This window comes from Dokdonia sp. Dokd-P16, assembly GCF_003095655.1.
Classification (GTDB): Bacteria; Bacteroidota; Bacteroidia; order Flavobacteriales; family Flavobacteriaceae; genus Dokdonia.
In genome coordinates, this window is record NZ_CP029151.1 from 3,120,500 (window position 1) to 3,147,492 (window position 26,993).

At 35.6% G+C, this 26,993-nt stretch carries 25 protein-coding genes and 2 riboswitches; of the genes, 7 read left to right on the forward strand and 18 right to left on the reverse strand.

Going from position 1 to position 26,993, the window contains the following annotated elements; translation table 11 throughout:
* Nucleotides 1-7: 7 nt before the first annotated feature.
* The 5 genes from DCS32_RS13860 to DCS32_RS13880 form a co-directional block, all read right to left on the reverse strand.
* Nucleotides 8-1,168: an iron-containing alcohol dehydrogenase gene (locus tag DCS32_RS13860; protein ID WP_108878820.1), complete on the reverse strand. Its 1,161-nt coding sequence runs from the start codon at nucleotides 1,166-1,168 to the stop codon at nucleotides 8-10.
* Between the two features lie 35 nt (nucleotides 1,169-1,203).
* Nucleotides 1,204-2,202 (reverse strand): NADP-dependent oxidoreductase, encoded by a 999-nt coding sequence (locus DCS32_RS13865; RefSeq protein WP_204161781.1) that lies wholly within the window; start codon nucleotides 2,200-2,202, stop codon nucleotides 1,204-1,206.
* 13 nt (nucleotides 2,203-2,215) lie between these two features.
* Nucleotides 2,216-2,848, reverse strand: coding sequence for an NAD(P)H-dependent oxidoreductase (locus DCS32_RS13870; RefSeq protein WP_108878821.1), 633 nt, complete (start codon nucleotides 2,846-2,848; stop codon nucleotides 2,216-2,218).
* 28 nt (nucleotides 2,849-2,876) lie between these two features.
* Entirely contained in the window at nucleotides 2,877-3,461 is a 585-nt protein-coding gene (locus tag DCS32_RS13875; RefSeq protein WP_108879301.1) for a TetR/AcrR family transcriptional regulator, read from the reverse strand.
* A gap of 244 nt (nucleotides 3,462-3,705) precedes the next feature.
* Nucleotides 3,706-4,605 carry an EamA family transporter gene (locus tag DCS32_RS13880; protein WP_108878822.1) on the reverse strand — a complete coding sequence of 300 codons (900 nt, stop codon included), beginning with the start codon at nucleotides 4,603-4,605 and terminating at the stop codon, nucleotides 3,706-3,708.
* A 161-nt stretch (nucleotides 4,606-4,766) separates the two neighbouring features.
* Between DCS32_RS13880 and DCS32_RS13885 the strand changes: the two genes are divergently transcribed.
* Nucleotides 4,767-6,329, forward strand: a complete 1,563-nt coding sequence (locus DCS32_RS13885; protein WP_108878823.1) for an SDR family NAD(P)-dependent oxidoreductase — start codon at nucleotides 4,767-4,769, stop codon at nucleotides 6,327-6,329.
* A gap of 61 nt (nucleotides 6,330-6,390) precedes the next feature.
* Complete coding sequence (locus tag DCS32_RS13890; protein ID WP_013752123.1) at nucleotides 6,391-6,582, forward strand: cold-shock protein; 192 nt, start codon at nucleotides 6,391-6,393, stop codon at nucleotides 6,580-6,582.
* 127 nt (nucleotides 6,583-6,709) lie between these two features.
* Here the strand turns inward: DCS32_RS13890 and thiE (DCS32_RS13895) are convergent, their stop codons facing one another.
* The 4 genes from thiE (DCS32_RS13895) to DCS32_RS13910 all read right to left on the reverse strand — a co-directional run bounded on the left by thiE (DCS32_RS13895) (nucleotide 6,710) and on the right by DCS32_RS13910 (nucleotide 10,537).
* Nucleotides 6,710-7,360 (reverse strand): thiamine phosphate synthase, encoded by a 651-nt coding sequence (thiE, locus tag DCS32_RS13895; protein ID WP_108878824.1) that lies wholly within the window; start codon nucleotides 7,358-7,360, stop codon nucleotides 6,710-6,712.
* Nucleotides 7,361-7,532: 172 nt separating this feature from the next.
* Nucleotides 7,533-8,093, reverse strand: coding sequence for a DUF4494 domain-containing protein (locus tag DCS32_RS13900; RefSeq protein WP_108878825.1), 561 nt, complete (start codon nucleotides 8,091-8,093; stop codon nucleotides 7,533-7,535).
* A gap of 193 nt (nucleotides 8,094-8,286) precedes the next feature.
* Nucleotides 8,287-8,961, reverse strand: a complete 675-nt coding sequence (locus tag DCS32_RS13905; RefSeq protein ID WP_108878826.1) for a fasciclin domain-containing protein — start codon at nucleotides 8,959-8,961, stop codon at nucleotides 8,287-8,289.
* Nucleotides 8,962-9,214: 253 nt separating this feature from the next.
* On the reverse strand, nucleotides 9,215-10,537 hold the full coding sequence (locus tag DCS32_RS13910) for a Na+/H+ antiporter NhaC family protein (protein ID WP_204161782.1): 1,323 nt from the start codon (nucleotides 10,535-10,537) through the stop codon (nucleotides 9,215-9,217).
* Nucleotides 10,538-10,585: 48 nt separating this feature from the next.
* A riboswitch (SAM-I-IV-variant riboswitch) is annotated at nucleotides 10,586-10,682 on the reverse strand.
* A 396-nt stretch (nucleotides 10,683-11,078) separates the two neighbouring features.
* Between DCS32_RS13910 and DCS32_RS13915 the strand changes: the two genes are divergently transcribed.
* Nucleotides 11,079-11,507, forward strand: a complete 429-nt coding sequence (locus DCS32_RS13915) for a hypothetical protein (RefSeq protein WP_108878828.1) — start codon at nucleotides 11,079-11,081, stop codon at nucleotides 11,505-11,507.
* Between the two features lie 327 nt (nucleotides 11,508-11,834).
* Complete coding sequence (locus DCS32_RS13920; RefSeq protein WP_108878829.1) at nucleotides 11,835-12,263, forward strand: peptidylprolyl isomerase; 429 nt, start codon at nucleotides 11,835-11,837, stop codon at nucleotides 12,261-12,263.
* Nucleotides 12,264-12,364: 101 nt separating this feature from the next.
* Here DCS32_RS13920 and moeB read toward each other — a convergent pair whose 3' ends face one another.
* The 9 genes from moeB to DCS32_RS13965 all read right to left on the reverse strand — a co-directional run bounded on the left by moeB (nucleotide 12,365) and on the right by DCS32_RS13965 (nucleotide 21,845).
* Nucleotides 12,365-13,420 carry a HesA/MoeB/ThiF family protein gene (moeB, locus tag DCS32_RS13925; RefSeq protein ID WP_108878830.1) on the reverse strand — a complete coding sequence of 352 codons (1,056 nt, stop codon included), beginning with the start codon at nucleotides 13,418-13,420 and terminating at the stop codon, nucleotides 12,365-12,367.
* Between the two features lies 1 nt (nucleotide 13,421).
* A complete protein-coding gene (thiH, locus tag DCS32_RS13930) occupies nucleotides 13,422-14,540 on the reverse strand; it encodes a 2-iminoacetate synthase ThiH (protein WP_108878831.1) in 1,119 nt (372 codons plus the stop codon).
* A gap of 11 nt (nucleotides 14,541-14,551) precedes the next feature.
* On the reverse strand, nucleotides 14,552-15,322 hold the full coding sequence (locus DCS32_RS13935) for a thiazole synthase (RefSeq protein ID WP_108878832.1): 771 nt from the start codon (nucleotides 15,320-15,322) through the stop codon (nucleotides 14,552-14,554).
* Complete coding sequence (gene thiE / locus DCS32_RS13940; RefSeq protein WP_108878833.1) at nucleotides 15,319-15,966, reverse strand: thiamine phosphate synthase; 648 nt, start codon at nucleotides 15,964-15,966, stop codon at nucleotides 15,319-15,321. Before thiE (DCS32_RS13940) ends, DCS32_RS13935 begins: the two co-directional genes overlap by 4 nt.
* Entirely contained in the window at nucleotides 15,966-16,739 is a 774-nt protein-coding gene (locus DCS32_RS13945) for a hydroxymethylpyrimidine/phosphomethylpyrimidine kinase (RefSeq protein WP_108878834.1), read from the reverse strand. Before DCS32_RS13945 ends, thiE (DCS32_RS13940) begins: the two co-directional genes overlap by 1 nt.
* 479 nt (nucleotides 16,740-17,218) lie before the next feature.
* Nucleotides 17,219-17,806 carry a thiamine phosphate synthase gene (locus tag DCS32_RS13950; protein WP_108878835.1) on the reverse strand — a complete coding sequence of 196 codons (588 nt, stop codon included), beginning with the start codon at nucleotides 17,804-17,806 and terminating at the stop codon, nucleotides 17,219-17,221.
* Between the two features lie 107 nt (nucleotides 17,807-17,913).
* The gene (gene thiC / locus DCS32_RS13955) at nucleotides 17,914-19,773 is read right to left on the reverse strand and encodes a phosphomethylpyrimidine synthase ThiC (protein ID WP_108878836.1); all 1,860 of its coding nucleotides are present in this window, start codon (nucleotides 19,771-19,773) and stop codon (nucleotides 17,914-17,916) included.
* 55 nt (nucleotides 19,774-19,828) lie between these two features.
* Nucleotides 19,829-20,032 (reverse strand): sulfur carrier protein ThiS, encoded by a 204-nt coding sequence (gene thiS / locus DCS32_RS13960; RefSeq protein ID WP_108878837.1) that lies wholly within the window; start codon nucleotides 20,030-20,032, stop codon nucleotides 19,829-19,831.
* A gap of 94 nt (nucleotides 20,033-20,126) precedes the next feature.
* Nucleotides 20,127-20,221: riboswitch (TPP riboswitch) on the reverse strand.
* A 166-nt stretch (nucleotides 20,222-20,387) separates the two neighbouring features.
* Nucleotides 20,388-21,845 carry a sensor histidine kinase gene (locus DCS32_RS13965; protein WP_108878838.1) on the reverse strand — a complete coding sequence of 486 codons (1,458 nt, stop codon included), beginning with the start codon at nucleotides 21,843-21,845 and terminating at the stop codon, nucleotides 20,388-20,390.
* 450 nt (nucleotides 21,846-22,295) lie between these two features.
* Between DCS32_RS13965 and DCS32_RS13970 the strand changes: the two genes are divergently transcribed.
* The 3 genes from DCS32_RS13970 (at nucleotide 22,296) to DCS32_RS13980 (ending at nucleotide 26,993) form a co-directional block, all read left to right on the forward strand.
* On the forward strand, nucleotides 22,296-24,443 hold the full coding sequence (locus tag DCS32_RS13970) for a response regulator (RefSeq protein ID WP_108878839.1): 2,148 nt from the start codon (nucleotides 22,296-22,298) through the stop codon (nucleotides 24,441-24,443).
* Nucleotides 24,444-25,118: 675 nt separating this feature from the next.
* Complete coding sequence (locus DCS32_RS13975; protein WP_108878840.1) at nucleotides 25,119-26,264, forward strand: zinc ribbon domain-containing protein; 1,146 nt, start codon at nucleotides 25,119-25,121, stop codon at nucleotides 26,262-26,264.
* Nucleotides 26,265-26,267: 3 nt separating this feature from the next.
* Nucleotides 26,268-26,993, forward strand: a complete 726-nt coding sequence (locus tag DCS32_RS13980) for a hypothetical protein (RefSeq protein ID WP_108878841.1) — start codon at nucleotides 26,268-26,270, stop codon at nucleotides 26,991-26,993.

Below are 26,993 nucleotides of genomic sequence, written 5' to 3' on the forward strand. Positions count from 1 at the left end.
ATTGTTATTAGTAAGCCATTTTTACTATTTTCTCCACATTATCGGGAGTTAATGATTGGTGTTCTCCTAATCCTTCCCAACCACGATCTGTAAAACGTTTAGAGATTTTCTCTGCGGTTCCTTCGTAATCTTCTGTATAATCAGAAAGTTTAGTGTCTATACCTAATTGTTGGAAGAATGCCTCCGTTTTCTCAATAGCAGCATAGGCTTTATCATCTACACTACCTTCAGTAATGTTCCAAACACGTTCTCCGTATTGTGCTAGCTTCTCTTTCTTTGCCTCAAAGTTGAATTTATAGTGACTAGGAGCAATAACTGCTAGTGTACGAGCGTGGTCTATCCCAAACATTGCTGTAAGTTCGTGCCCCATCATATGCACAGCCCAGTCTCCAGGAACTCCTTTTTGGATTAATCCATTAAGAGCCATTGTACAACTCCACATAAAATCTGCTGCGGCTTTGTAATCTGTTGGGTCCTTAATAACAGTAGGAGCTACCTCAATGAGGGTTTGTAAGATACTTTCTGCAAAGCGATCTTGTAAACGAGCACCAATTGGGTATGTCATATACTGCTCAAGAACATGCGTGAATGCATCTGTAAGACCATTTGCTAGTTGGCGCTCTGGAATAGAAGTAATTACCTGCGGATCTAAGATAGAAAATACTGGAAATAGTCCAGGACCTCCCATAGCAAGTTTCTCTTGAGTTTCTTCTCTAGTAATTACTGATCCTGAGTTCATCTCAGATCCTGTAGCTGGTAGTGTTAATACAGTTCCAAAAGGCATTCCTTTCTCAGTCTTGATATTCTGTGTAAGAATATCCCAAGGCGTATCTCCTTCATAAAGAGCTGCAGCCGATAAGAACTTTGTCCCATCAATTACAGATCCACCACCCACAGCAAGTAAATAAGTAATTTCTTTGTCCTTGATTACCTCAAGTGCTTCCATAAGTACTGCATACTCAGGATTTGCTGGTATTCCACCAAACTCAGTGACATCTACATCTGATAGCGCTGTTTTTACTTGCTCATAGATTCCATTTTTCTTGATACTTCCACCACCATATAATAATAGCACCTTAGCATCTCCAGGAATTTCTTCACTTAGCTTTGCAATCGTATCCTTTCCAAAAATAATTTTAGTCGGATTTTTAAATTCAAAATTGTTCATCGTATTTTTCTTTTTCTTTTCTCTTTCAATATTTCTTAGATCTTTACGACCATCTTCCCTTTGTTTTTACCTTCAAATAAATCAATAAAAGCCGTTGGGATATTTTCAAAACCTTCTACTACAGTTTCTGTGTATGTAAGTTTACCCTGAGATAACCAGGTAGCCAGTTGTTTCATTGCTTCAGGAAATTTCTCTGCATAGTTTGAGACAATGAAGCCTTGCATTAGTGCGCTATTCTTAACTAAAAACGGTTGTACACTCATACTCATAGGTATTTCTGTATTGTTGTATACAGAGATAGCTCCACAAATAATCATTCTTGCAAAGCGATTAATGTTTACGAGTACTGCGTCAGAAATTGGTCCGCCCACATTATCAAAATAAACATCAACACCACTAGGAGCTGCTGCTTTTATTGCTGCTGCCATATCATCTGTAGTGTTGTAGTTGATAGCTGCATCAAAACCAAATTTTTCCTTGAGCATTGTTACCTTCTCATCAGTTCCCGCAATACCTACTACGCGTAGTCCTAAAATCTTTCCAATTTGTCCTACAACGCTACCTACTGCACCAGCTGCACCAGAAACTACCAGCGTTTCTCCAGCCACAGGTTTTCCTATCTCGTGTAAACCTAAAAAGGCTGTAAGTCCAGTCATTCCTAAAATACCTAGGTATGCACTCAGCGATGCTTTTGACGGATCTACTTTAAGAAGACCTTCACCAGTATGCACTTGAGCAGTAGACCAGTCTAGCATTCCAGATACATAATCACCTTCATTAAAAGCGTCATTATTAGATGCTGTTACTTTTGCAACTACACCAGAATGAATAGGCTTTCCTATTTCAAAAGGAGCTATATATGACTTTGCATCACTCATTCTACCTCTTAAATAAGGATCTACAGAAACATATGCTGCCTCTACCAAGATTTCACCCTTACCAGCAGTAAGCGCTGACTCATCTGTAACAAATTCAAAATTTGATAAAGATGGCGTTCCTTCTGGTCTACTTTTTAATAATATACTTTTAGTCATCGCTATCTTTTTTTTAGTCAATTACAGTTACCATATCTTCCATAGGCTTTCTCACCTTCACAAGATTTACTAGCCAGTCTTCATCTTCTTTTCTGTAGCCCAAAGGAAGTAGTACCGCACTACGTAATCCTTTTTCGCGTAAGCCTAAAATTTTATCTACCTCTGTAGCATCAAATCCTTCTAGCGGGGTTGCATCTACTTTCTCATAAGCAGCAGCTATAATTGCGTGCGAAAATGCGATATACGCTTGTCTTGCAGCGTGCTCAAAGTTTTCTTGCTCATCCTTTTGTGGATAAGAGTCTAATAACATCTGGCGGTAGTTTTCCCAACCTTCATTTTTAAATCCTCTTATATCATTAGTAAGATCAAACATATAGTTAATTCTTTCTGGTGTATAAGTGTCCCAAGCTGCAAAGACTAATAAGTGTGAGCAATCGGTAATCACAGACTGATTCCAAGCTACAGGTCTTATTTGTTCTTTGATATCTTGGTTTTTAATCACCATAACCTCAAAAGGTTGAAGTCCGCTTGAAGTAGGAGCAAGTCTTGTAGCTTCTAAAATTCTTTCAATTTTATCTTCGGCTACTTTTTCTCCATTCATTGCCTTTGCGGCATATCTCCAGTTTAATTTATCTAGTAATTCCATGTTCTTAATATTTGGTTTCTTGTTGTTTTTATTGACATACTTTAATGCTACTCCAGGCAGATTGATAAGCTTCTTCCAAGTGAGTTTTGTCTAGTTGAAATGCTCCTCGCTTTTGGGTCATCATTAAAAATGAAAGCGGATTAATAGCATATGCGTATAATATAAAATCTGATAATGGTTTAATAATTCCTTCCTTTTTTCCACGTTCCCATAAGTCGAGTAGGGGCTGCAAGTGTTTTATTCCTTCTTGTCTACTTTCCTCATCAATCATAGGAGTATTATCACACTGTGCAAGAAACATTGCTTTCTCACATTCTTTTAATTTAAAATCTGCAATACGCTTCCAGATGTATTCAAAACCTGACTCTACTGGGAGCGAAGCATCATAAGATGCAAATGCATACTCTGTATAAGAAGCCTTAACTTCTATATAAGTTTTATTAACAAGGTCTTGTTTATTTTCAAAATAAAGATAGATAGTGGCAGGAGAAACGCTTGCCATTTTGGCAATTTTACTCATAGGTGTAGCGTGAAAACCATTATTGTTTACAAGCTCTATGGTCGCCTTTACAAGCGCATTACGTTTATCTATACTTTTTTGAAGTTTTGCCATGTTATCTAATTGCTGGTGCAAAGATAACATCAAAAATGAACGTTCATTCTTTTTTAACAAACATTTAATTTGACGGCAAGTATATAAGAAGGTTAAGGCTTCAGAATAAGAATGACTTTCTAGTGAAAAAAATCAAGTAGGTAGGGTATTACGCTTTCGCGAAAGCGTAAAAAGAATACAAATTATTTATGATGAAAAATTATCTATGGAATATTATAAGTTAGTCATGCCAAACGGCAGCGTACTATGAATATAAAATGAGGAAGACGCCAATTAATATACCTGCAAGCGGGACCAATTTCTTTCGCTTATTCTTTTCCTTAAATACTAGACCACCTATGACTACTGCTATTATAAGTTGGCTACGTTTTATTGCCGAGAGTAACATGATAAGTGCATCTGGATCTTGAAGTGCTTTGAAGTAAAAATAGTCGGCGGTTTGTAGTAGGATACCCACTGCAATAATCGTCCATCTAAAGGTAAAGGCTTGTCTTTTTTCGGCTTGAGGAAACCAAGTAATCGCTAGAATGGCTAGTAACATTAAAATAGTATACCAACAAAACCAAAACTGTAACGTTTGCGGATTGAGCACCAAATTCTGAATTAAGAACTTGTCGTACAATCCGCTGGAGGCTCCTAGAAAAGTAGCACCTACAATTGCAAAAATCCATTTGTTTTTTCTAAAGTGAATCCCTTCTTTCTTACCAATATTTGCATACAGAATTACTGATAGAATAATCACAAAGAAACCCACCCATTGTAGTGCTTTAGGTTGTTCTCTATAAATAAATATTGCTCCTATAAATGTGAAAAACGGTCCAGCAGATCGTATAGGTGTGACTATGGTGATAGGTAAGTGCTTTAAAGCTTGGTATGCTAGAATCCATGAAGCGGTCATAATCATGGATTTTATAATGATAAAACCATGCGTTTTCCATGGAATAGGGGTGATGTAAAACCCTATTTCTTGAGTGTATTCTGGAAAAAACCTTGAACCTATAAAAAATGGCAATATTAATACAAAACCAGCACATAGTGTGCCTAGCAATACTGGTAACACCTCATTACCTTGTACTGCATGTTTCTTCGCTAAGTTGTGTAATCCCAGAAAAAGTGCGGCCAGTAAGCCTAAATACATCCACATGGCGCGAATATACTTTTTTGTGAGATTTTAAAGTGCGTAGTATTGAGGATTCTCAAAGCTTTCGCGAAAGCGTAACTCAAATACATAATATAACACCCACTTTTAAAGAAAAGGTCAAAAGAGTATAATTACCTTTGCAAAAAATATGATTGCAGTTCATTATGCCCGAAGATCAAAGTAAAAACGCCCAAGATAAAAGTCTCTCTCAACAAGAAATTGATGCATGTATTAATACATTGCAGCAACTAGTAGCCGATACAAATCAGCTTTTTGAGCTTCCAGAAGAACAGCGCACAGAGCTTCTTAAGGCCTCGGGAATGTTATCTCGTCCTAATAGAGATGAGTTTCAACGCAGGAGGAAGGACGCCAAGAAGGCTGCAAAGCGTAAGATGATTGCCAGAGATAAGCACGCTCGTAAAACTACAGGAATACGCTCTGCTAGAGAAGCTGCACTTTTTGTAGCACCTAAGTTACTTGGCGCAGCTGCAATTCCAGAAGATACTCCAGAACTTGAGTCTCCAAGAAACTGCTATGTATGTAAAACAGTATACACAAAGCTACACCACTTTTATGACACGATGTGTACTTCATGCGGTGATCTTAATTATGCAAAACGTTTTCAAACAGCCGATCTTAATGGTCAAGTAGCTGTAATAACTGGATCGCGATTAAAAATAGGATACCATATAACCCTCATGTTATTACGCTCTGGTGCGACGGTGGTAGCAACCACACGTTTTCCAGCAGATAGCGCTATACGATATGCAAAGGAAGAAGATTATGGTGACTGGAGCGACCGCTTACACATTCATGGACTGGATTTACGTCATATACCAAGTGTAGAGATATTTTGTAATTATATAGAACAGAAATACGATAGACTAGATATTTTAATAAATAATGCAGCACAAACGGTGCGTAGGCCATCTGGTTTTTATTTCCACTTAATGGAAAATGAAAAACTACCAGTAGATCAACTTCCTAAGCTCGCACAACCACTCTTACAAGATCACATTACCTGCTTGAAGGAGTTATCAGATTTAAGCGTGAGTACTGCAAAAACTAGTAAGAATAATGTCTTGCCGGTTACCTGGCATGGGCCTGAACCTGGAATAGGACTACGCAACTCGGCAGAGCTTTCTCAGATTCCTTATAGTTTTGATAATTCGTTACAAACCAGTGAGGTATTTCCAGAAGGAAAACTAGATGCAGATTTACAACAAGTAGATTTACGTAAGACTAATAGCTGGCGTTTAAAACTAGGTGAGATAGAAACTACTGAGATGGTAGAGGTACAGCTAGTTAATGCTGTAGCTCCTTTTGTATTGTGTAACCGTCTGTCTAATCTTATGATGAAGGAAAATACTGGACAAAAGCATATCATAAATGTATCTGCTATGGAAGGTAAATTTCACCGTTTTAAAAAGGAAGATAGACATCCTCACACAAATATGGCAAAGGCTGCATTAAACATGCTTACACATACTTCTTCTGCCACTTTTGCAAAGTCTGGGATCTATATGAATGCCGTAGATACGGGGTGGGTGACGGATGAGGACCCTGCAGAGCTATCAAAAAAGAAAGTAGAAGTACATGATTTTCAACCTCCATTAGACATCGTAGATGGCGCTGCCAGAGTGATGGATCCGCTTATTGATGGTATTAATACAGGAAAACATTGGTCAGGAAAATTTTTAAAAGACTATTTTCCTATAGATTGGTAATCTTTAGTTGTACTTTTGCTCCGTGATAAAAAATAATCACAATTATTAAATACATTATATTATGAATAACGGAACAGTAAAATTTTTCAACGATACCAAAGGATTTGGTTTTATTACAGAAGAAGGTGTTGAAAAAGACCACTTTGTACACATTTCTGGGTTAATCGATGAGATTCGCGAAGGTGATCAAGTTGAATTTGAACTTAAAGAAGGTAACAAAGGATTAAACGCAGTAAACGTAAGAGTTATCTAATACATATACTTCAAGTTTTAATAAAAGCCCATCTATTAAATTAGATGGGCTTTTTGTTTGTGATCTTTTTCACGCTTTCGCGAAAGCGTAACCAAAACCAATCAACATTTATATAAGCAACGCTTTTTTATTCAAAACTATGACGCTGTTCATGTGTAGATGATGCGCCCAGCAGCTCATTAAACGAGCGAATGCTATTAAAATCTGTTGTAATGGCCTTTGAAACTGCAATACCATCGATACCCGCTTCCAAAATATTTTTGACATCATCAAGTGTGATACCACCCACTGCAAGAATAGGAGTAGTAGTAGCTAGCTCGTCAATGATTGCTTTATAACCAGAGGTTCCTAGTGTTTTCGCTGTGGTTTCTTTTGTGGTAGTAGTGCTGTAAGGCCCTAGACTAATATAATCTACTTGCTTCTCAATTAGTGCCTCACAATCTTGTAAAGTATGTGCAGTACCGCCTATAATTTGCCAAGTGTATAAGTGTTTTCTAGCAGTTATAGGGCAGGCATCTCCGCTTCCTAGATGCACTCCATCTGCTTTTACCTCTTTTGCAATTTTATAATCATCATTAATAATCAACCGTGTCTGGAAATGAGCTGTAATTTCTCTAGCTTCTTGTGCAATGGCTAGCAGCTTCTTTTGAGAACAGTTTTTTACACGTAGCTGCACAAGCTCAGCACCAGCATTACATGCTTTTTGTATATGTTCTATATGTTCTATATGCTCTTTAAGAGCGTTTCCTTGAGATATATAATGAAGTTTTGGAATCATAATCTTCTTATTTAACAACTACATAAGACAGCTATACAGTAATGTAGCAAAGATACTCATCCCGCATGGGTCTTACTGTAGTTATGATGGGCATGTGTAATAAAAATAAATAGGCTGCCTATAAGTATATAAACAGCCTCTTTATAGTAAATCTTATGTAAGATCGTCTGGTTTATTCTTCTTCGGTAACAAGTGAGTCTGCCATGGCTTGCTCTTTATTCTCGCTATAATCTACAGGAACAGAATCTTTAATTCTAGTAAACTCCTCTAGACGTTCTAGATCTTCTTCTTCACCAGAAAAGTATGGGAACACATCCATAATAGGCGACTCAGATACTGCCGGGATTGTATATTCACCCATTGTATCTTTCATAGTCATTACCGTATTTTCATAAGCTTCCTTTACATCATTTGCCTGTACTAGTAAATACTGGTTAGTCTTACGTTCTTTACCGCTTTCCTCATCATAAGCGATGAGTGATACACGAGATTTAAACCATCTATCAGAATTTTCAAATGGATGAATCTCTGCATAGTTAGCTACTTTTATGTTTGTTATTTTGATTTCTTCGCTATCACTTAAGTAAGCTGCCATTTCTTGCGTTATTCTACTCTCTGCTTCTGTATATGATATTGCATCAACTAGAAAAGGCTCTGTTTTTACCTTTTGCGTTCCAGATGCCTCATCAAATTTTCTATATTTTACCTTACACTCATACCAAGTTGCACTCATATCTCTTTTATTTTAAGGTTGCCAAAAATAGGGGTTAACTCTAGGCTAAAAAGTAAAAAACAACAATAGATATTCACAATCTCAAAATCCTTATGCTAGCTCTTTTAGTACGAGTGATTTACTTAAATAATTAAAACAAAAAAAGCGCCATCTGTAATGTACAGTGACGCTTTTCAAGTTGGGTATTATAAAATTATTTAGTTGGTAAAACCACAGTATCTACTACGTGTATCACACCATTAGACTGCATTACATCTGCAATCGTTACTGTAGAGCTGTTTCCATTTTGATCCATAAGAACTACTGATGTTCCTTTTACAGAAGCCATTAATTTACCACCGTTTACAGTTGTAAAAGTAGCTGTACCATTATTCTTTTTTATCTCGCTCATAATAGCAGCTGCATCATATTTTCCTGTAACTACGTGGTATGTAAGTACACCTTGTAAAGCTGTTTTACTTTCTGGCTTAAGTAATGTAGCTACCGTTCCTTCTGGAAGTTTTTCAAAAGCAGCGTTTGTTGGAGCAAAAACTGTAAATGGACCTTCACCTTGTAATGTTTCTACAAGACCAGCAGCTGTTACAGCAGCAACTAGGGTAGTGTGATCTTTTGAGTTTACAGCATTCTCTACAATATTTTTAGAAGGATACATTGCTGCCCCACCTACCATTACCGTCATTTCATCCATCATGTCTTCACCCTCAGACATTGTATCGTCCATCATGTCCTTTCCTTCAGACATTTTATCATCCATCATCTCTTTTTGGTCTGCTGCTTCTTCTTTACCCATATTTTTAGAACCTTCACATGATGCAAGTGATAAAAGTCCTGCACAAAGTGCCATTGATAATACGTTTACTGTTTTCATAATTGTTTAGTGTTTGTGTTATTTAGATTTACATATATAACGCAGCAACTTCTCGTACGGTTCTCGGTAGAGTTTGATTTTGGGATAGGTTTAACAGTAAAGCGCTAAATTCTTATGAAATGCAAATTTAAATATGAAAAGAGGCAATTTGGTTAAAAGTGGATTTGTTTGGTATATCTCTTTTTCCGCTTTCAGAAAATTTTTATAGGTATACAACACGTTCGTAGTGCTCAAATTGTGCTTTGCGATGTACTTATACAGCTTTCGCGAAAGCGTGTTTCTTTGTATCACTTCTAAAGATGATGTATAAGATAGTCACTACAAACAGCAATAGTAAATACCAAGTATTACCTACAAGATCTAAGTAATTGATATTACCTTTTGAAAAACTTAGAATCATTAAAACCTGCGCTCCATAAGGAAGTAAGCCCTGAAAGATACATGCAAAAATATCTAGAATGGAAGCTGTTTTCTTATTGTCTAAGGCATATTCATCATTTATCGTTTTTGCGATAGGACCAGCAACAATAATGGATACCGTGTTATTTGCAATTGCCATATTGATAGTGCTCACTAACGCGGCAATACCTAATTGTGCAGTTTTTTTACTTTTGATGAGTTTTTTAATATTTACTAAGATAAACTCAATCCCGCCATTACTAGCTACAAGAGCTGCAAGACCACCAGTAAGTAGTGACAACAAGAAAATCTCGGTCATATTTGTAAAACCTGTGTAAGCAATTTTAGTAGACTCTATAATCGTAAAATCACCGTAAATAATACCTAACAATGCTGCTGCAAGTACACCTACAAGAAGCGTTACAAAAACGTTGAGTCCTATGACAGAGAGGATAATGACAAGAACATAAGGTGCAATTTTAATTACGTCATATTCATAAACAACAGTCTCTGTTACATCTGTTGTGAGATCTACTCCTTGAAAAATCAAAATAGCAATAGTAATTAGCGCTGCGGGAACAGCAATCTTTATATTTTGCTTGAATTTATCACTCATTTTTGTACCCAGAGATTGGGTCGCAGCAATCGTAGTATCTGAAATTACGGAGAGATTATCACCAAACATACTACCACCTAGCAAGGCACCACAAAGTATGGCAAGGTCTGCGCTACTTTTATCTGCAAAACCTACCACAATGGGCGCTAGCGCGACAATTGCACCCACAGATGTCCCTGTAGAAACCGATAAAAACCCAGCAATGACAAAAATACCTACATATATATATTGTATCGCAATATAATCTAAGCCTAGGTTTACAATCGCATCCACACTCCCTGTGGCATTAGTAATTGCGGCAAATGCGCCAGCTAGTAAGTAAATGAGGCACATGGTTAAAATTTTATCATCACCACAACCTTTAAGTAGGATGTCAATCTTAGCATTTATAGTCTGTTTAAACATTATAAAAGCCACGATGATTCCTGCGATAACGGCCATAGGAGCGGGCAGCGCATAAAAGTCATCTTGATAAATACCAACTCCTAAAAATGTAATTACAAATACAAATAGCGGAATTAGAGCTGAAAATTTTGGGGTAATTTGTGTAGTCTGTGTCATGTTCTTCTTCATTCTTGCAAGGAGATAATAGCAATTTAGATAGAAGTATGAGTTAACATTGGTTCCAACTAATTGGCTTATCTATTTAGCACCTTGCTCGTTATTGCAGGTTGCTATCTCCTAATTGAGATTCTTGATAAATAATTTAAGGGTGCAAAACTAGTGTTCAAATAATATTCTAAACCTTAAAAAAGGTTAATTTTTCAATATTTATGTAATTAAATAGCTGAAAGTATAATTTGTACTTGCATACAGTCATTTATAAGATTGATATTATTTTAAACGATTTGTACTCTGACGATATCATCCCACTTACATTACACGAGAACTCATTTATTTTTATAATAGACTCATCAATCAATTATTTATGATATGGTTGACCTGTATAATTAGTTTTTAATATGCGTTTTAAGTTTTTTTTACGCTTTCGCGAAAGCGTAACATTCATCTAGAAGTACATTTTTTTTACCTTTTTACTACATCGTTATGGGGGTTATACAATACTAATTTTTTAAAGAAATATTTATCTTTGCACCCCATTATGAAAAACGAAACATTACAACTAATAGAATTTGTCACAAGCGAACTCTCGAAAGCTGGTTTTACTATTGCGCCAGATACTAATAGAGTTGCAGGCCTTGACTTTCTCATCACAGCACCTACGGGTAAAACAAGCGAGCTGCAACTACGTTCTATCCAAGTAGAAGATGAGGAAAGTATTAAAATACAAAAGCTTGATTATGGACAGGTTGCAGGACACCGTTTTTTGGGTCTAGTGACAGTAATAGAGGATGCTCCAAGAGCATTTTATATCATTCCATCTGCTACGTTTACAACTGCAGATAATGTGATATTCTTCGAGCACACTATGGAAATGATGCCGCATTTGAGTCACTGGGAGTTAAAAGTATTTACAGGAGCCATTCCTAAGTTGGCTCAATATGAAATAAGCAACTTTTACAAAATTTAATAATCTATTTCCTACTAGTAAAAGATTACCAATAGCACTAGCTTCTTATCGAATAGCGTTCACGGTTCACTGTGATTAAGAGTAGTTTTGTGCACAATTCAAATGAATCAAAATCGTGAGAGGGGCTCACGATCTTTGACTTTATAAAGGTCTGGCAGAGGTGTCAGGCCTTTATTTTTGAGATAAAATTGGATATTATGAATCATCGTAAAAGTACATATCACAGTACAAGCTTTTACAGTATCCAGATTCATTGGTGGATTCCTTCGTAAGCCGATTTTCTTCTTGTAGTTTTGCAAATTATAATTCGATTAAAAACAAGTAATTATGAGTAAAGTAAAAGGAAATGATGTAGTAAAAGTACACTACACAGGAAAATTAGAAGATGGACAGGTGTTTGATAGCTCTTTACAAAGAGAACCTTTACAGGTAGAACTTGGAAAAGGCCAACTTATCCCAGGATTTGAGAATGCTTTAATAGATATGGCGGTTAACGAGAAGAAAACGGTTACTATAACTAAAGAAGAAGCATACGGAGACGTACAACAAGAGTTATTTCAAACGGTACCCAAAACACAATTACCTGAAGAAATCAAACCTGAAGTAGGAGTTATATTAGTAGCTTCTAGACCTGATGGTTCTGAGCAGCAGTTACGTGTATCTGAAGTAAATGAAGATCACATCATTGTAGATGCAAACCACCCACTAGCAGGACAAACTCTCGAGTTTGAACTTGAATTACTAGAAATCGCATAGTACACGATTTTTATAAGATATAAAACGCCTTAGCTATGCTAAGGCGTTTTTCTTTTACAGAATGAAAATTTATTTTAAAAATTATGTAATGGACCAACAGTCTATAAAACAGTCCCTGTTAAATATAAAAGACTGCACTTAACATTTTCTTTTTGCAATAGCTCGATTGCCTTTTTACTGCGTACACCAGCTTTACAATACACAACCAGATCTTTATTTTGCAAGACTTCTTGTATTCTACTCTGTAGCTCGCCTAAAGGAATATGTTGGCCTCCTATATGATGTACTGCTCTCTCATGATGTTCTCTCACGTCTAGGAGATTGTATTTTTCTGAATGTTTATTAATCTCATCTATTATAATACCCATATTGTCTACAGAAAACTCACATTGTAACTCGTACTCATCTTCAAGACGATTAACTATGATACTTGTATCTTTTTCAAATCCTAAAATCATTTGATTCATAGTTATCATATTGTAGGTGAGCAATTTGCCAGAAAGCACTTCACCTATTCCACAGATAATTTTTAAGACCTCATTGGCTTGTAAAGATCCTATAATTCCTGCTAGTGCGCCTAAAACTCCTGCCTCAGAGCAGTTGGGCATTTCATTCTGTTTAGGTGGTGTTGGGTATAAACATCTGTAAGTAGGACCATTTTTATAATTATATACGGCCAGCTGACCTTCAAATTTATAAATAGAACCCAGCACAACAGGTTTACCTTTTAATATAGCAGCGTCATTTACTAGATATCTAGTAGCAAAATTATCAGAACCATCCACAATAATATCATAGTTTGCAAAGAGTTCTAGCGCATTATCTCTAGTAAGCCGCATTGGGTATGTATCAAATTTGATATAAGGATTAAGCCTTTCTAAACGCCTTGTAACTGATATCGCTTTGTTACTCCCAATATCATCATGAGTGTATAAAATTTGACGTTGCAAATTGGATTGCTCAACGACGTCTTTGTCTATAATACCAATTCGACCAATACCAGCAGCAGTAAGGTATTGTAAGACTGGGCACCCCAAGCCACCTGCACCTATGACTAAAACGCTTGTATCTTTAATTTTTAATTGACCAGCTAGTCCTATTTCATCTAGAATAAGGTGTCTGCTATATTGTTGTTTTTCGGCGGTTGTTAGTTCCATGCTAAGCAATTTCAAAATAACTTTTATCCCAATCTTTCCAAACGGCTTGATAGCCTTTAGATTCAATCATTTGTTTAATTTCTTCGGTATCTCTTTCGTCTGAAATTTCAAATTGCTCTAACGATTGTGGGTCCACGACGTAGCCTCCAGGGTTTGTTTTAGATTGCGCACTTATAGATGTAATCCCTAGACTTATGATGTTATTTCGGAAGCGTTCACTTTCTCTAGTAGACATAGATAACTCCACATCTTCATCTAGTAATCGATATGCACAAATGAGCTGTACCAGATCTGCATCTGTCATTTCAACCTTAGGTTGTACTTCTCCTTGGTGAGGTCTTAATCTAGGGAAGGAGATGGAATACTTAGTTTTCCAGTAGGTTTTTTGTAAATATTTTAAATGTAAGGCTGTATAAAAACTATCTACACGCCAGTCTTCAAGACCAAACAATGCACCAATACCTATTTTATGTACTCCTGCTTTGCCAAGCCTATCTGGTGTATCGAGACGATAGTCAAAGTTTGATTTCCTCCCCTTAGGATGATGTGTTTTGTATGTTGCTTTGTGATAGGTTTCTTGATATACTAACACAGCATACAATCCAGCATGAATGAGCTGTTCATATTCCTCTTGATCTAGTGGCTGGACTTCTATGCTAATGTTTGAAAAATGATTTCTAATGAGTTCAATAGCGTTCTTTAAATAAGAAACACCAACAGTTTTATTTGCCTCTCCAGTAACTAACAAAATATGATCATATCCTTTAGATTTTAAAAATGCAACCTCCCTTAAAATCTCGGCATCACTAAGTGTTTTACGAGGGATTTTATTAGTCATACTAAACCCACAATACGTACATATGTTTTGACACTCATTAGATAGATACATCGGTATATACATCTGGATGGTGTTACCAAAACGCTTCTTAGTAAGCGCATGACTACGCTGTGCCATTTCCTCAAGAAAGTCTTTGGCGGCAGGAGATATCAGCGCTTTGAAATCGTCCAAATCAATTTTTTCCTTATTAAGAACATTACGTACGTCTTGTGTTGTATAACTATAGATTTCTTTCTCTACGGTATCCCAATTATAAGTTTCAAAAGTATTTCTAAAAGACATAACGAGTTGTTTTAATTAAGAAAAGAAGTGAGCGGACTACTAGCTTGTGCATATGTTTTTATAGGTGCTAGTGTTGCATTGTGAGCCATTCTTCCAGCCTGTACTGCCATTTTAAATGCCATTGCCATAGCTACTGGATTTTTAGACACTGCGATGGCCGTGTTCACTAAGACAGCATCAGCTCCTAACTCCATAGCATAAGCCGCATGCGACGGACTACCAATACCTGCATCTACAATTACTGGTACATTACTTTGCTCAATGATAATTTCTAGAAAGTCTACCGTTTTTATTCCTTTATTAGTGCCTATTGGTGCTCCTAAAGGCATCACACATGGTACACCCACATCTTCCAGTCTTTTACACAACACAGGATCTGCGTGTATGTATGGCATCACCACAAAACCTAATTTTACTAGTTCTTCGGCGGCTTTTAGGGTTTCTATTGGGTCTGGTAAAAGGTATTTGGGATCAGGATGAATTTCTAGTTTTATCCAATTAGTTTCTAGTGCTTCACGCGCTAATTGTGCTGCAAATACTGCTTCTGTTGCAGTTCTTACTCCAGAAGTGTTGGGAAGTATATTCACATGAGGACGCATAATGCTTTGCAGCATAGTGTCCTCCTCATTGGCAACATCTACACGCTTTAGAGCAACGGTTATTAGTTCGCTCTCAGATGCTATCAAAGCCTCTGTCATTAAATGATCTGCGCTAAATTTACCCGTTCCAGTAAATAATCGTGAGCTGAATTCCTTATCTGCTATTTTTAAAATATCGTTCATCTATTTTCTATTGTATGATGTTGTTCTTTATTTAATGAAGCTGCTAGTGATTGCTGGAAGGCATCTATCTTTGTAAAATCATTGGTAATTTCTCCAGATACAGCGATTCCATGAATACCAGTTTCAAGAAGATCTGCAACGTCTTTTATAGTTATTCCTCCGATTGCGATAATGGGAGTTTTAGTTTTTAATGTCTCTGTAATTATGTGATAGCCATTATAACCTAAAACCGGACTTAAATTCTTTTTGGTAGTTGTAAATCGTAAGGGACCAAGACCTATATAATCCACACCTTTGTCTATTAATGATAGACAGTCTTCTAGCGTATTTGCAGTACCACCTATAATTTGCCAAGAATACAAATACGTTCTAGCGAGAGTAGGGCAGGAGTCGGTTTTTCCTAAATGCACACCATCTGCTTTTACCTCTTTTGCTACTTCATAATGATCATTGATGATGAGTTTTGTACCATATTGAAAAGTAATTGCTCGCGCTTCTTTGGCTATATTGAGCACCTGATCTAGAGGAACATTTTTTAAGCGCAGCTGTACCAGTGTTGCGCCATGAATACAAGCATTCTGTATGTTATCAAGATGCGCTTCTGGCGTATTACCTTGAGAGATATAATGTAGTTTTGGTATCATTACGACTTAATTTTCATTATTGGGTAACTGTGTTGTCCCAGTAAGTTATCCGTTGAATTTAAAAAGGTCTCGGTATAATATTTTGCGTTCATTGAAGCCTCTTCAATGTTTTGCCCTAACATCATATTACTCGCCAGCGCAGCCGACAGCACACAACCGCTTCCATGTTTTTGTAACACTTTTTTTGCCTTTGGAGCAATACGTTTTACAACCGTTTTACTGTGGTAAATCACGTCCCAGCCTGTTTTATCCTTTCTATGTCCACCTTTTAAGTGAATATTTGTCAAGCTGCTTATGTGTTCTATCGTTTCTTCAATATTGAGGTCTGGATACAGCAGTTGTATCTCATCATAATTAGGCGTAATTATATAGCATTGTGACCATATTTTATCCAAAATATCTTGATGCTCGAGGCTATGAAAATCAAAACCAGCACTCGCTTTTATGATGGGATCTACAATGATTTTTATCTCAGGATTAAGCATTTGTAACTTATCTAAAACAAGCGACAGTACTTCCCATGATTCTATAATCCCAATCTTTACTACGGTGATTTCAAACCGTTCAAAAAGCGTTTCTATTTGTGAAATAATTACAGCTTTGTTTATCCACACACATTCTTTAAAGTTGATATCATTTTGAACCGTAACTGCTGTACAAACTGATAAACCGTATAGTTGGTGCGCTTCAAATGTTTTAATATCTGAAGTTATCCCTGCGCCACTTGATGGGTCTAGGCCTGCAATGGTTAATATGTAGTTATTCGTTTTCAATGATATTTTACTGGTTTTATTTGGGCGTTCCTTGTTTTCTTCTGCTATTTATGTGGGCGTTCCCTTTCAGGTCAGGCTTTCGCTACTCGCTTTTTATGAATGAAATATTCATAAAAGAGCTCAGACATGCCACTCAATCCTTAACGCGAACTGTTTTATTGTTTGTACCTGTTCTCTAAATGTGACGTTCTTGCTTCTAAACTATCAACTGGACTCTGCTATTCTTTTTTAAAACTTTATTTGGGCGTTCCCTTTCAGGTCAGGCTTTCGCTACTCGCTTTTTATGAATGAAATATTCATAAAAGAGCTCAGACATGCCGTTCAATCCTTAACGCGAACTGTTTTATTGTTATCTTTTTAGTCCTGTAAATATCACTTTCATGCGTTTAAAATATCCTCTAATCTTAGTATAGCCTTCGGTGAGCGCAGTCGAACCGCTCAATCCTTAACGCGAATTGCTTTATTGCGAGTTGTAGCTGCTATCCAAATGCTGCTTTAATATTTTTAAAACTCTGCAGCGGATTTTCTGCTTTCCAAATACTTCCCAACAAAGCGATTCCATTATATCCAAGTTTTTTGGCCTGTTCTAGATTTTCCTGATGAATACCTCCTAGGGCTACGATTGTTTTATTGCTATCAGTTACATCAAAGCCACGTCCATTATAACCTTCCTTAGATATGGAATTAAACACAGGACTCAAAAAGTGGTAATCAAATTCAAAATAGCAGTCTTCTAGAGTTTTCAAATCATGAAAGGAGGAGCTTATCGTTTTTCCAAACATGTTTAATCCTCTAAAATACTTGCCAGGATTGTCTATGTGATCTATACGATGTTGCTCATTAAAATGAATTCCTTTTAAACTAAATTCATTAATGACCTTATGGTGATCGTGCACTACAATCCTATCATGAAACGCAGGATCAATCTGCTGTATATAGGTGCTATAGTCCTCATAACTTTTATGAGGCTTTCTTACATGATAACAAGCTAGTCCGTCTTCAAATAACTGGTGTAGTATTTTTACTTCATTAGGAATATCATTTTCTGGCGATAGTACGATAATCATGTTTTTGAGTTAAGGATTGTAATGAAAATCCTTTTGCCTTTTTCTGGCAAAAGATTGCAGTGGAAAGCCTGCCCACGCTTTTGCAGCGTGGGAACTCCCACATTTTTTTACAGATATACTTCGGAACCTTTGGCTTTAAATTCTTTTGACTTTTCCTCCATTCCTTTTTGGATGACTTCGTTATCGACAATTTTATTTTCAGCAGCAAAATCTCTTACTTCTTGAGAAATTTTCATGGAGCAAAATTTTGGTCCGCACATGGAGCAGAAGTGTGCGATTTTTGCACCTGCTGCTGGTAGCGTCTCATCATGATATTCGCGAGCGCGCTCTGGATCGAGACCAAGATTAAACTGATCTTCCCAGCGAAATTCAAAACGTGCCATACTCAACGCATTATCGCGATGTTGCGAACCAGGGTGACCTTTGGCCAGATCTGCAGCATGAGCAGCAAGTTTATAAGTAACTACACCAACACGCACGTCTTCCTTGTTAGGTAATCCAAGGTGTTCTTTTGGAGTAACGTAGCACAACATCGCACAACCGTACCAGCCTATCATAGCGGCACCAATACCTGAGGTAATGTGGTCATATCCAGGCGCAATATCTGTGGTTAACGGACCTAAAGTGTAAAATGGAGCCTCATCGCATACTTCAATTTGCTTCTCCATATTTTCCTTAATCATATGCATAGGCACGTGACCAGGACCTTCTATAAAGCACTGCACATCATGCTTTCGAGCGATTTGTGTAAGTTCACCTAGTGTCTCTAGTTCAGCAAACTGAGCCTCATCATTTGCATCTGCTACAGATCCTGGACGTAAACCGTCACCTAAAGAAAAGGCTACGTCATATTGTTTTAAAATCTCACAGATATCTTCAAAATGGGTGTATAAAAAGCTCTCTTTATGATGTGCAAGACACCACTTTGCCATGATAGATCCGCCACGAGAGACGATACCTGTCACACGCTTTGCGGTCATAGGCACATAACGCAACAACACACCAGCATGAATCGTAAAATAGTCTACGCCTTGCTCTGCTTGTTCAATTAGAGTGTCTTTAAAAATCTCCCACGTGAGATCTTCGGCAACGCCATTTACTTTTTCTAACGCCTGGTAAATAGGAACCGTTCCCACGGGAACAGGGGAGTTGCGTATGATCCACTCGCGGGTTTCATGTATGTTTTCTCCAGTAGATAAATCCATGATATTATCTGCTCCCCAGCGGCAAGCCCACACGGCTTTTTCTACTTCTTCCTCAATGGACGAGGTAACTGCCGAGTTTCCAATATTTGCATTAATTTTCACCAAGAAATTACGTCCTAAAATCATAGGCTCTGCTTCTGGGTGGTTGATGTTTGATGGGATTACGGCACGGCCTCTTGCAACTTCTGAGCGCACAAATTCTGGCGTGATTTTATCAGGAATAGACGCGCCAAAATGTTCTCCTTTATGTTGCTTTCTAATCTCCGTCATTTCATCGATACGCTGATTTTCGCGAATAGCGATATACTCCATTTCTGGAGTGATGATTCCTTGTTTTGCATAATGCAGCTGCGTAACATTCTCTCCTTTTTTTGCACGCATAGGCTTCTTTAAAAGCTTAAAACGCATATGGTCTAAGCTTTTATCGTTAAGACGCTCATTGCAATAGGTAGAGGAGTAGCTGTCCAATTGTTCTACATTATTGCGTTCTAAAATCCACGACTCGCGAATGCGTTCAATCCCGCTGTGAATGTCAATGTTTTTGCTAGGATCTGTGTATGGTCCAGAAGTATCATACACTGTCACTGGCTCGTTTGGCGTTTTCTTTTTGGTCATGGAATCCACAGTATCACTAAGCGCAATCTCGCGCATAGCCACTTTAATTTGTGGATGTATCTTACCGTTTACGTACACCTTTTTTGAATTAGGAAATGGATTTCTAGTAATGCCGCCTTGCTTAGGCGCAGTGTCTCTATTTTTCATCTTTGTTGATTAATTAATGATGTTTTCTTACTCTTGAAGTACCTAGAAGTCGCTATTATCCACCTTGTGTGGCTTTGATAATAAGTACAGCATCGCCATCATTAGGGATGGTAGAGACCCACTGTGATCTGGTAATAATGTGCTCATTAATAGCCACAGCAATCCCACTAACAGAAATGTCGAGTTGGGTAAGAATCTGGTCTAGTGTAACCTGTGCTGGAAATTGATACGAGGTGTGATTAACCTTTATGTTTATCATGTTTAATACAATTATGAAGCATCATGCTTCGGTTATATAAACGATAAAGGAATGAGAAGGATAGAATTAAAAATAGAGGTAGCGCATAGTCATACAAAGACCTCTAACTTTTCCCTACGTTGGTATTAACCAAATCAGGTTCTAAGGATTTTTCTCAAACTAATTTAATAGCTACTCCTAAAGTTTAGACTCTAAAAGTAGTAATTATTCTGAACTAGACGAGAGAAAATATAAGAAATTTATAATGTTATGTTTTGGTAGGTAGGTTTTTATAGGGTTTTGGAACGCAATCTGTTTATTAAGAAATTACATAACATAGTCTTTTATAGACCGTGTAAACCAGCTTTTCCTCGCTCTAAAAATGCATTACAAAATGAGTGCCTTCATTTGGTGTACTTGTACAGAAGAGTTCGCCTCCATTCATTTCTACGAAATCTTTTGTGATGAGTAGTCCAAAGCCAGTTCCTTGCTCTCCTTTAGTGCCTAAAGTGGTCTTAGGAATACAATCTTTAACGAGGTTTTTGTGCCAGCTAGTTGTCATTCCCACACCGAAATCTTGTACGCCTATTTCAATACCCTGAGGACCTTTCTTGCTTGATAATATTACATTTTGATTCTTTGTGCTGAATTTGATAGCGTTTGAGATGAGATTACGTAAGATTACTTTGAACATGTTTTCATCAATAAATAGGGTAGGTGTTTCAATTTCAAATAATAGCATTACATCTTTCTCTTTTGCTGAGCGTTCATATTGCTTAGCTATAGATTTAAAAATTTCTTTTATATCACAATCCTTTTTATTTAGCTTAATTCCTTCTAGCTGGTTATATGACCAGTCTAATAAAGCGCTCACCATAGCAATTCTATCATCTAATTCATTTTTGAGACTTTGTGATATCTCTTTTAATTCATTATCCTCAATTTGGTTTTCGAGTAGTTTAACCAGCAAGGAGATATTATGCAAAGGTCCTCTAACGTCATGTGTTAGTAAAGAGAACAGCTTGTTTTTAAGAGAATTGACAGATTCAAGTTCGTGGTTTTTACTTTCTAAATCTTCCTTTGCAATTTGTAGATATTTCGTTTGCTTATCTACTTCCAAGGCTAGAAATTTATTGGTTTCTACCTGTGTTCTCATGTTTGACTTCTCTATATATTTAAACTTATAGCTAACTAATATTGAGAAAAGAATGAGTTGTAGTGTGATTAACATAGAAGAAATCAATACAATTAAGTATCTATCTACATTGTACTTGTCTTTTACAAACCATGCACTTATATAGATAACTGAGGAGAGTAACATTGGTGCATAAGCATATAAGTAATACTTATTAAACTTTTCTTCATTAAATAATCGAATCGCAGAGAATATGTTCAATAATACAGCAAGCATTGCAATAACCGCAGCAGACATTACTAGCGAACTATGTAACCATCCAATGTTGAATGTCAAAAGGTTCAAAACATATATCACTGGGATCAATACCGAGCTATATTTTAAAAAGGTATAGCTACGTGAAATTTTAGGATGATTACCGCTATGAATGTTCAAATAATTCATGGTAAACAGCAAAAAGCCAAAGGTGGTGACCATTGCGGTGATAAGCGATCCCTTCTCTTGAACTATTTCAGGAAGATAACCATCTGGAAATAATGACCAACTCCAATGCAATGTAAGTCCAAAAATAATGATGCAATAGTGACATAAAATCCTATGTCTCAAAATTAAAAATGATACCAAGTGGTAAATTCCAAAAACACCAAAGATTGCTGTAAATATGGAAACCATTAAATAATTAATATCAAAACTATTCATATGGGGCTATTGTTAGTTAAGAATGTAATACGAGTACCATAACTAAGAATCTGTGATTTTTCATCTAGATCCTTAATTACGTTTTAAAAGCTTAAAACATATATAAAAGGCAATTACAATTAGGGGTTATAATAGTTTAAATATGAAGTAGTTGTCTTTGTAATATAGTAAAAAAATCAATTCATATATAAATTATTTATTTAAAAGTCATTAAAAATAATTCTGGATAATCTAAAATTACATTGATAAACATTTAAAGATGCTATGGTATGTATGGCTTATTAATTCTATTAAGACGGCTTACTTATTATTTTATAATATGAGGCGCAAGCATCTTAAATTAATGAAGTGAGAATTATATATTAGTACGTCTATTTTATCGTAATAATTTATTTTCCAGTGACTTTTAAATTATTCTTTGCTATCTTTTAATGCCCCAAACATCATATATTGAAAAATAAACTTCTTTTAATCTTACTTGCATATTGTTATTACGTCCCTGTTATATCACAAAACAGGGCTGATGGCGATATAGATAGCGTCAGTATTTTAATTTCCTTATCTAAGGATGAAAATATAAGCGGGAATTATAAAGATGGGTTAACATTTGCAACCTCTGCAGTACAATATGCAAATCAAGGTAAGAATAAAACCTTACAGGCAAAGGCTTATGTGAGCTTAGCAAATACGTATCAAGCTATAAAAGATTACGCTTCCGCGAAAAAGTTCTATAACCTGGCACTCGGTAAAAAAACAGATGACTATTTTGTAAACGTAGCCTCGCTTAATGGATTGGGCAACATATACTCAGCTGATATAAGCACAGCAGATAAGGCCGCAGCTTATTTTGAAAAATCTATTGTATATACCTTAGATGCAGGTAAAACTGTGCACTCATTTTATACCTACTATAACATCGCTGGCATGTACCTTAATTTTAAAGATCCAGATAAGGCATATCCCTACATTCTAGAAGCCGAAAAGTTGTTACCCAATATTGATAAAGAAGACCCAATATACAGCCTCTTACAACAGTTAAATTTTGCTATTTATCACAATCAAAAAGAAAATCATAGACTAGCGCTCACCTTTATTAACAAAGCACTTGAGATAGGAGGGGAGCATAGCCTCACCAGAGAACTCATAGATATCTATGATTTTAAAAGTGAGATACATCAAGAGCTAGGAGAATATGATGAGGCTCTAGAAAGCCTAAGAAAGCATTTCTACTATAAAGATTTAGATTTTAATGAAGTGAAAAATCTTCAGATAGAACAAGTTGAAGCAGACTTTAAAGTAAAGGAGTTCCAACAAAAAGCCGAAGCATCTCAATTAAAATCCAACGTTATTTTTATAGGAGGTATTGGTGCGCTGCTATTTTTAAGTACTGCCTTTTTAATCTTTTATAATCGCAAGAGGCGATTATCATTCTTAGCACTTGAAAAAAATAATAAGGCGCTATTACAAGCAAAAAATGAAGCCGAACACGCCCACAAATTAAAATCTGAGCTATTAGTTAATATAAGTCACGACTTAAGAACACCTCTGTACGGAGTAGTGGGTATCACAGAGATGCTTATAGAAAATCCTTCTATTATCAAGACTAATAAAGATCTTTTGAATGCTTTAAAATTCTCTGGAGATCATTTAAAATCTGTTGTAAATAATATATTAAGGATTAATGAGGTAAAGTCTAACACCATTTCGGTTAAGAGGACCAAGGTTCACTTACGTAACCTCTTAGAGAACATTACCACCTCATTAAGTTATCTCTCAAACCAGCAAGAAACTGATCTAGTTTTAAATATTAGTGATGAGATTTCCACCTACTATATATTAGATGAAACTAATCTTACAGAGGTTCTTTTAAAACTCATTGATAATGCGCTTAAAAACACAAAAAATGGCACTGTAACCCTTAGTGTACATCTATCAGAAAGAAAAGAAGATATAGATCACATAGTTTTTAAAGTCTCAGACACTGGGTCAGGCATTTCTAAAGAAAATCTAGCAGTCATTTTTGATAGTTTTAAACAAGGTAACACAGAAGAAAATACCTCCTACGGAATAGGTCTTGGATTGCCTATCGTTAAGTCCTTAATGAAAGTTATGGGTAGTACATTATCCGTAAAAAGTAATGTAGGTCTAGGTTCGCAATTCTCATTTATATTGGCATGCGAAGTTACCCATGAGATTGATGAGCAATCGGTGGTTCCTGAATTGAAGTGTCTAAAAATACTAGTCGTTGAGGACAATAAAATCAACCAACTCGTAACTCAAAAACTAATAAGCACGCTAGGTCACAAGTGTACCATTGCTATAAACGGAAAGGAGGCAGTAAAAGAATACCACAAGACCCATTTTGATCTCATCTTAATGGATCTCAATATGCCTGTGATGAATGGCTTTGAAGCCTCAGAAATTATTTCTTCAGAAAATAAGCATATTCCAATCATAGCATTAACTGCACTAGAAATAAGCGAGGTAAAAGAGCGATGTCATAATGTGGGCATACGTGATATTATTAATAAGCCTATAAATAAAGAAGCGCTTGAGGATATCATAGAGGAGAATGTACATTGTATAGATAACATCTAGATATTTAAAGTATTCATCTTCCCCCTTAGAGTTCATAATTCCTCGCTGTTAAACAATCAACATCTAATTTAAGGTAAATAAAAACTGTAAGTGAGCAGTAATATGCCTTAGACTTTTATAATGGATAGTTAATCGCTTTTGTGGTGGGGACATTACAGAAAGGAATTGGACGGTGAATTTAGTAACGAAAATATTTTACGTACATGAATAAAGACTCTGTGATCTCGTCATATCTGTAACTATGTCAAATAGCGCTGAAAAGCGCGCTATCCACTCTTTTTCTAGATATATCAATTTGTACTATAATGTTCTGCGTTATGTAACTTTGCTTAGGAACAAAGCACACGATACTGTGTATCTTCTTTTAAAAAGTTTCCTTACCTAAACTTTATCTAAAATGTGAGTGGAACACTCTTTAAAGCGTTGGCTGGAGTAGGGTGGAGGGAAAGTGTGTGGAGTGGACTGTTTATTTATATTCCTTGTTTAAAAAGATATATTTCTTAAATGTAACTTGCTTTTAATCATTATGTTAATTTCTTGTTTATAACTCTCCTTTGTTTTTCCATATTAACTAAGAAGTAGTTTTATTTTTACTTTTCCTTTATAATAATTCTCTTAAACAACTTTATTATAATTCTTACCCTAAATTTAATGGGTGACTAAATATTTGTAAAAATGAATAAAATTGATTGTGCTAATTGTGGAAATAAACAAAGTTTAGATTCAAACTTTTGTAGTAATTGTGGGAATAAATTTAAGTGCGATTCTTGTGACAAACCACTTTTGAAGGATGCAAATTTTTGTTCAGGTTGTGGTAAAACCATTTTGACAGAGAAGAACAACAAGGAAGCTCTTAATACCATAAAATTTAAGGAAACAAAAGATGAAAGGTCTTATGAATTAGCTTTTACTGATGAAGTTGGTAAAGATGTATCTGAACTAGTTACTGGAATGATTAAAGGCACACCAATTATGCTTGGAGCAAATAATAAAGATGCTAGGAGAAATTTTAATAATGAGTTAGATGACGAGCGAGATAATCCAGATATTATTGATGTACCAGAAATAAAAAATGCTAGTAGGAATGATGATTCTGATTCAATGTCTAATCTTGATTATCCTCATTTAGATGATTTATCAATAAAGATGGATTTTAGTGAAAAAGAATGGTTGATAATCTATGCATTTTATGTCTCAAATTTTGGAGCAAGTACTTTTTCGAAAGAATCTGTTTATTCTAAATATAAAGAAGAAAGAATAACAGATTCAAGATTTAAAAATTTAGGTACAAATTGGAAAAATGCCTTTAGAAGTTCTTTTAAGACCAAAAAAGTTGGAGAGTTAATGTTTACAGATGATGGAATTAAGAATGTAAAATCTTTAATGTCTGGCAATAAAAAAAGCACTGTAAAAAAAATATCATCAAAAAAAGAGACTACTAAAAAAGTAAATAAAACTGAAGGCAAAGGAAGTAAAAGTTCATCCAAAGTTGTTGCAAAATCTATTACGATAGAAAAGTTTGATATTTACCATAAGGATATTACTCTAGAAAAATTTCTAGAGAATCTAGATAATCCAACTTCTACAAATGAAAGAATCTTGATAATAGGATATTATATAACTCACATATGCAAAGAAGAATCTTTTAGTGATGGAAATATTGATTATGCATATAAAATTTTAAAACTCGATAATAGACCAAGCTTATTAAGACAAACAATTGCAAATGTCAAGAATCGTGATTTTTGGTTAGATAAAGATGGTAAGAAATGGAAAGTTTCAAGAGAAGGGGAAATATTTGTAGAAATGAAAAATAAGTAATTAATGAACATATCAAATTATATTGATTCAGTAGAAGGCTTTTCCTCAAAGACTAATACAGATAAGGTCATATATATGGCCTATTTTTTTATGGCTGTTAATGATGCCAAAACCTTTTCCATTCAAGATATTGTAGGATGTTTTCAAGATGAGCATATAAAATTGCCCAATCATATACAACAGTTATTACATTCAAAATCAACTGGAAAAACACCTGTTCTAATTAAAAAAAGCAAAGGTGTTTATTCTTTGTCGAGAGATACAAATAAGAAATTCGATAGTATATTTGGTATTGAAAACATTAGTATAATACCATCCACAAATCTTTTCCCTATTGAGCTTTTTAATAATACAAGAGGTTATTTAGAAAGTGTGGCTAAACAAGCGATTGTATGTTACGATTACGGACTATATGATGCCTCTTTAGTAATGATTAGGAAACTTTTAGAGACTCTAATAATTGAAGCGTTTGAGAAATTTAATAAATCATCTGAAATACAAAATCACGAGGGACATTTTTATATGTTAAGTGATTTGATAGGAAAATTTTTAAATCATAGTGATTGGAACATTGGTAGAAACACAAAAATAGGTCTCCCAAAAATCAAGAAACTTGCAGATGTTAGTGCACATAACAGAAGATTTGTAGCCAAAAAACCTGACATTGATAATGTAAAAAGTGAATTACGTTTTACGATAGAAGAATTAATCCATTTAATTGATTATTGA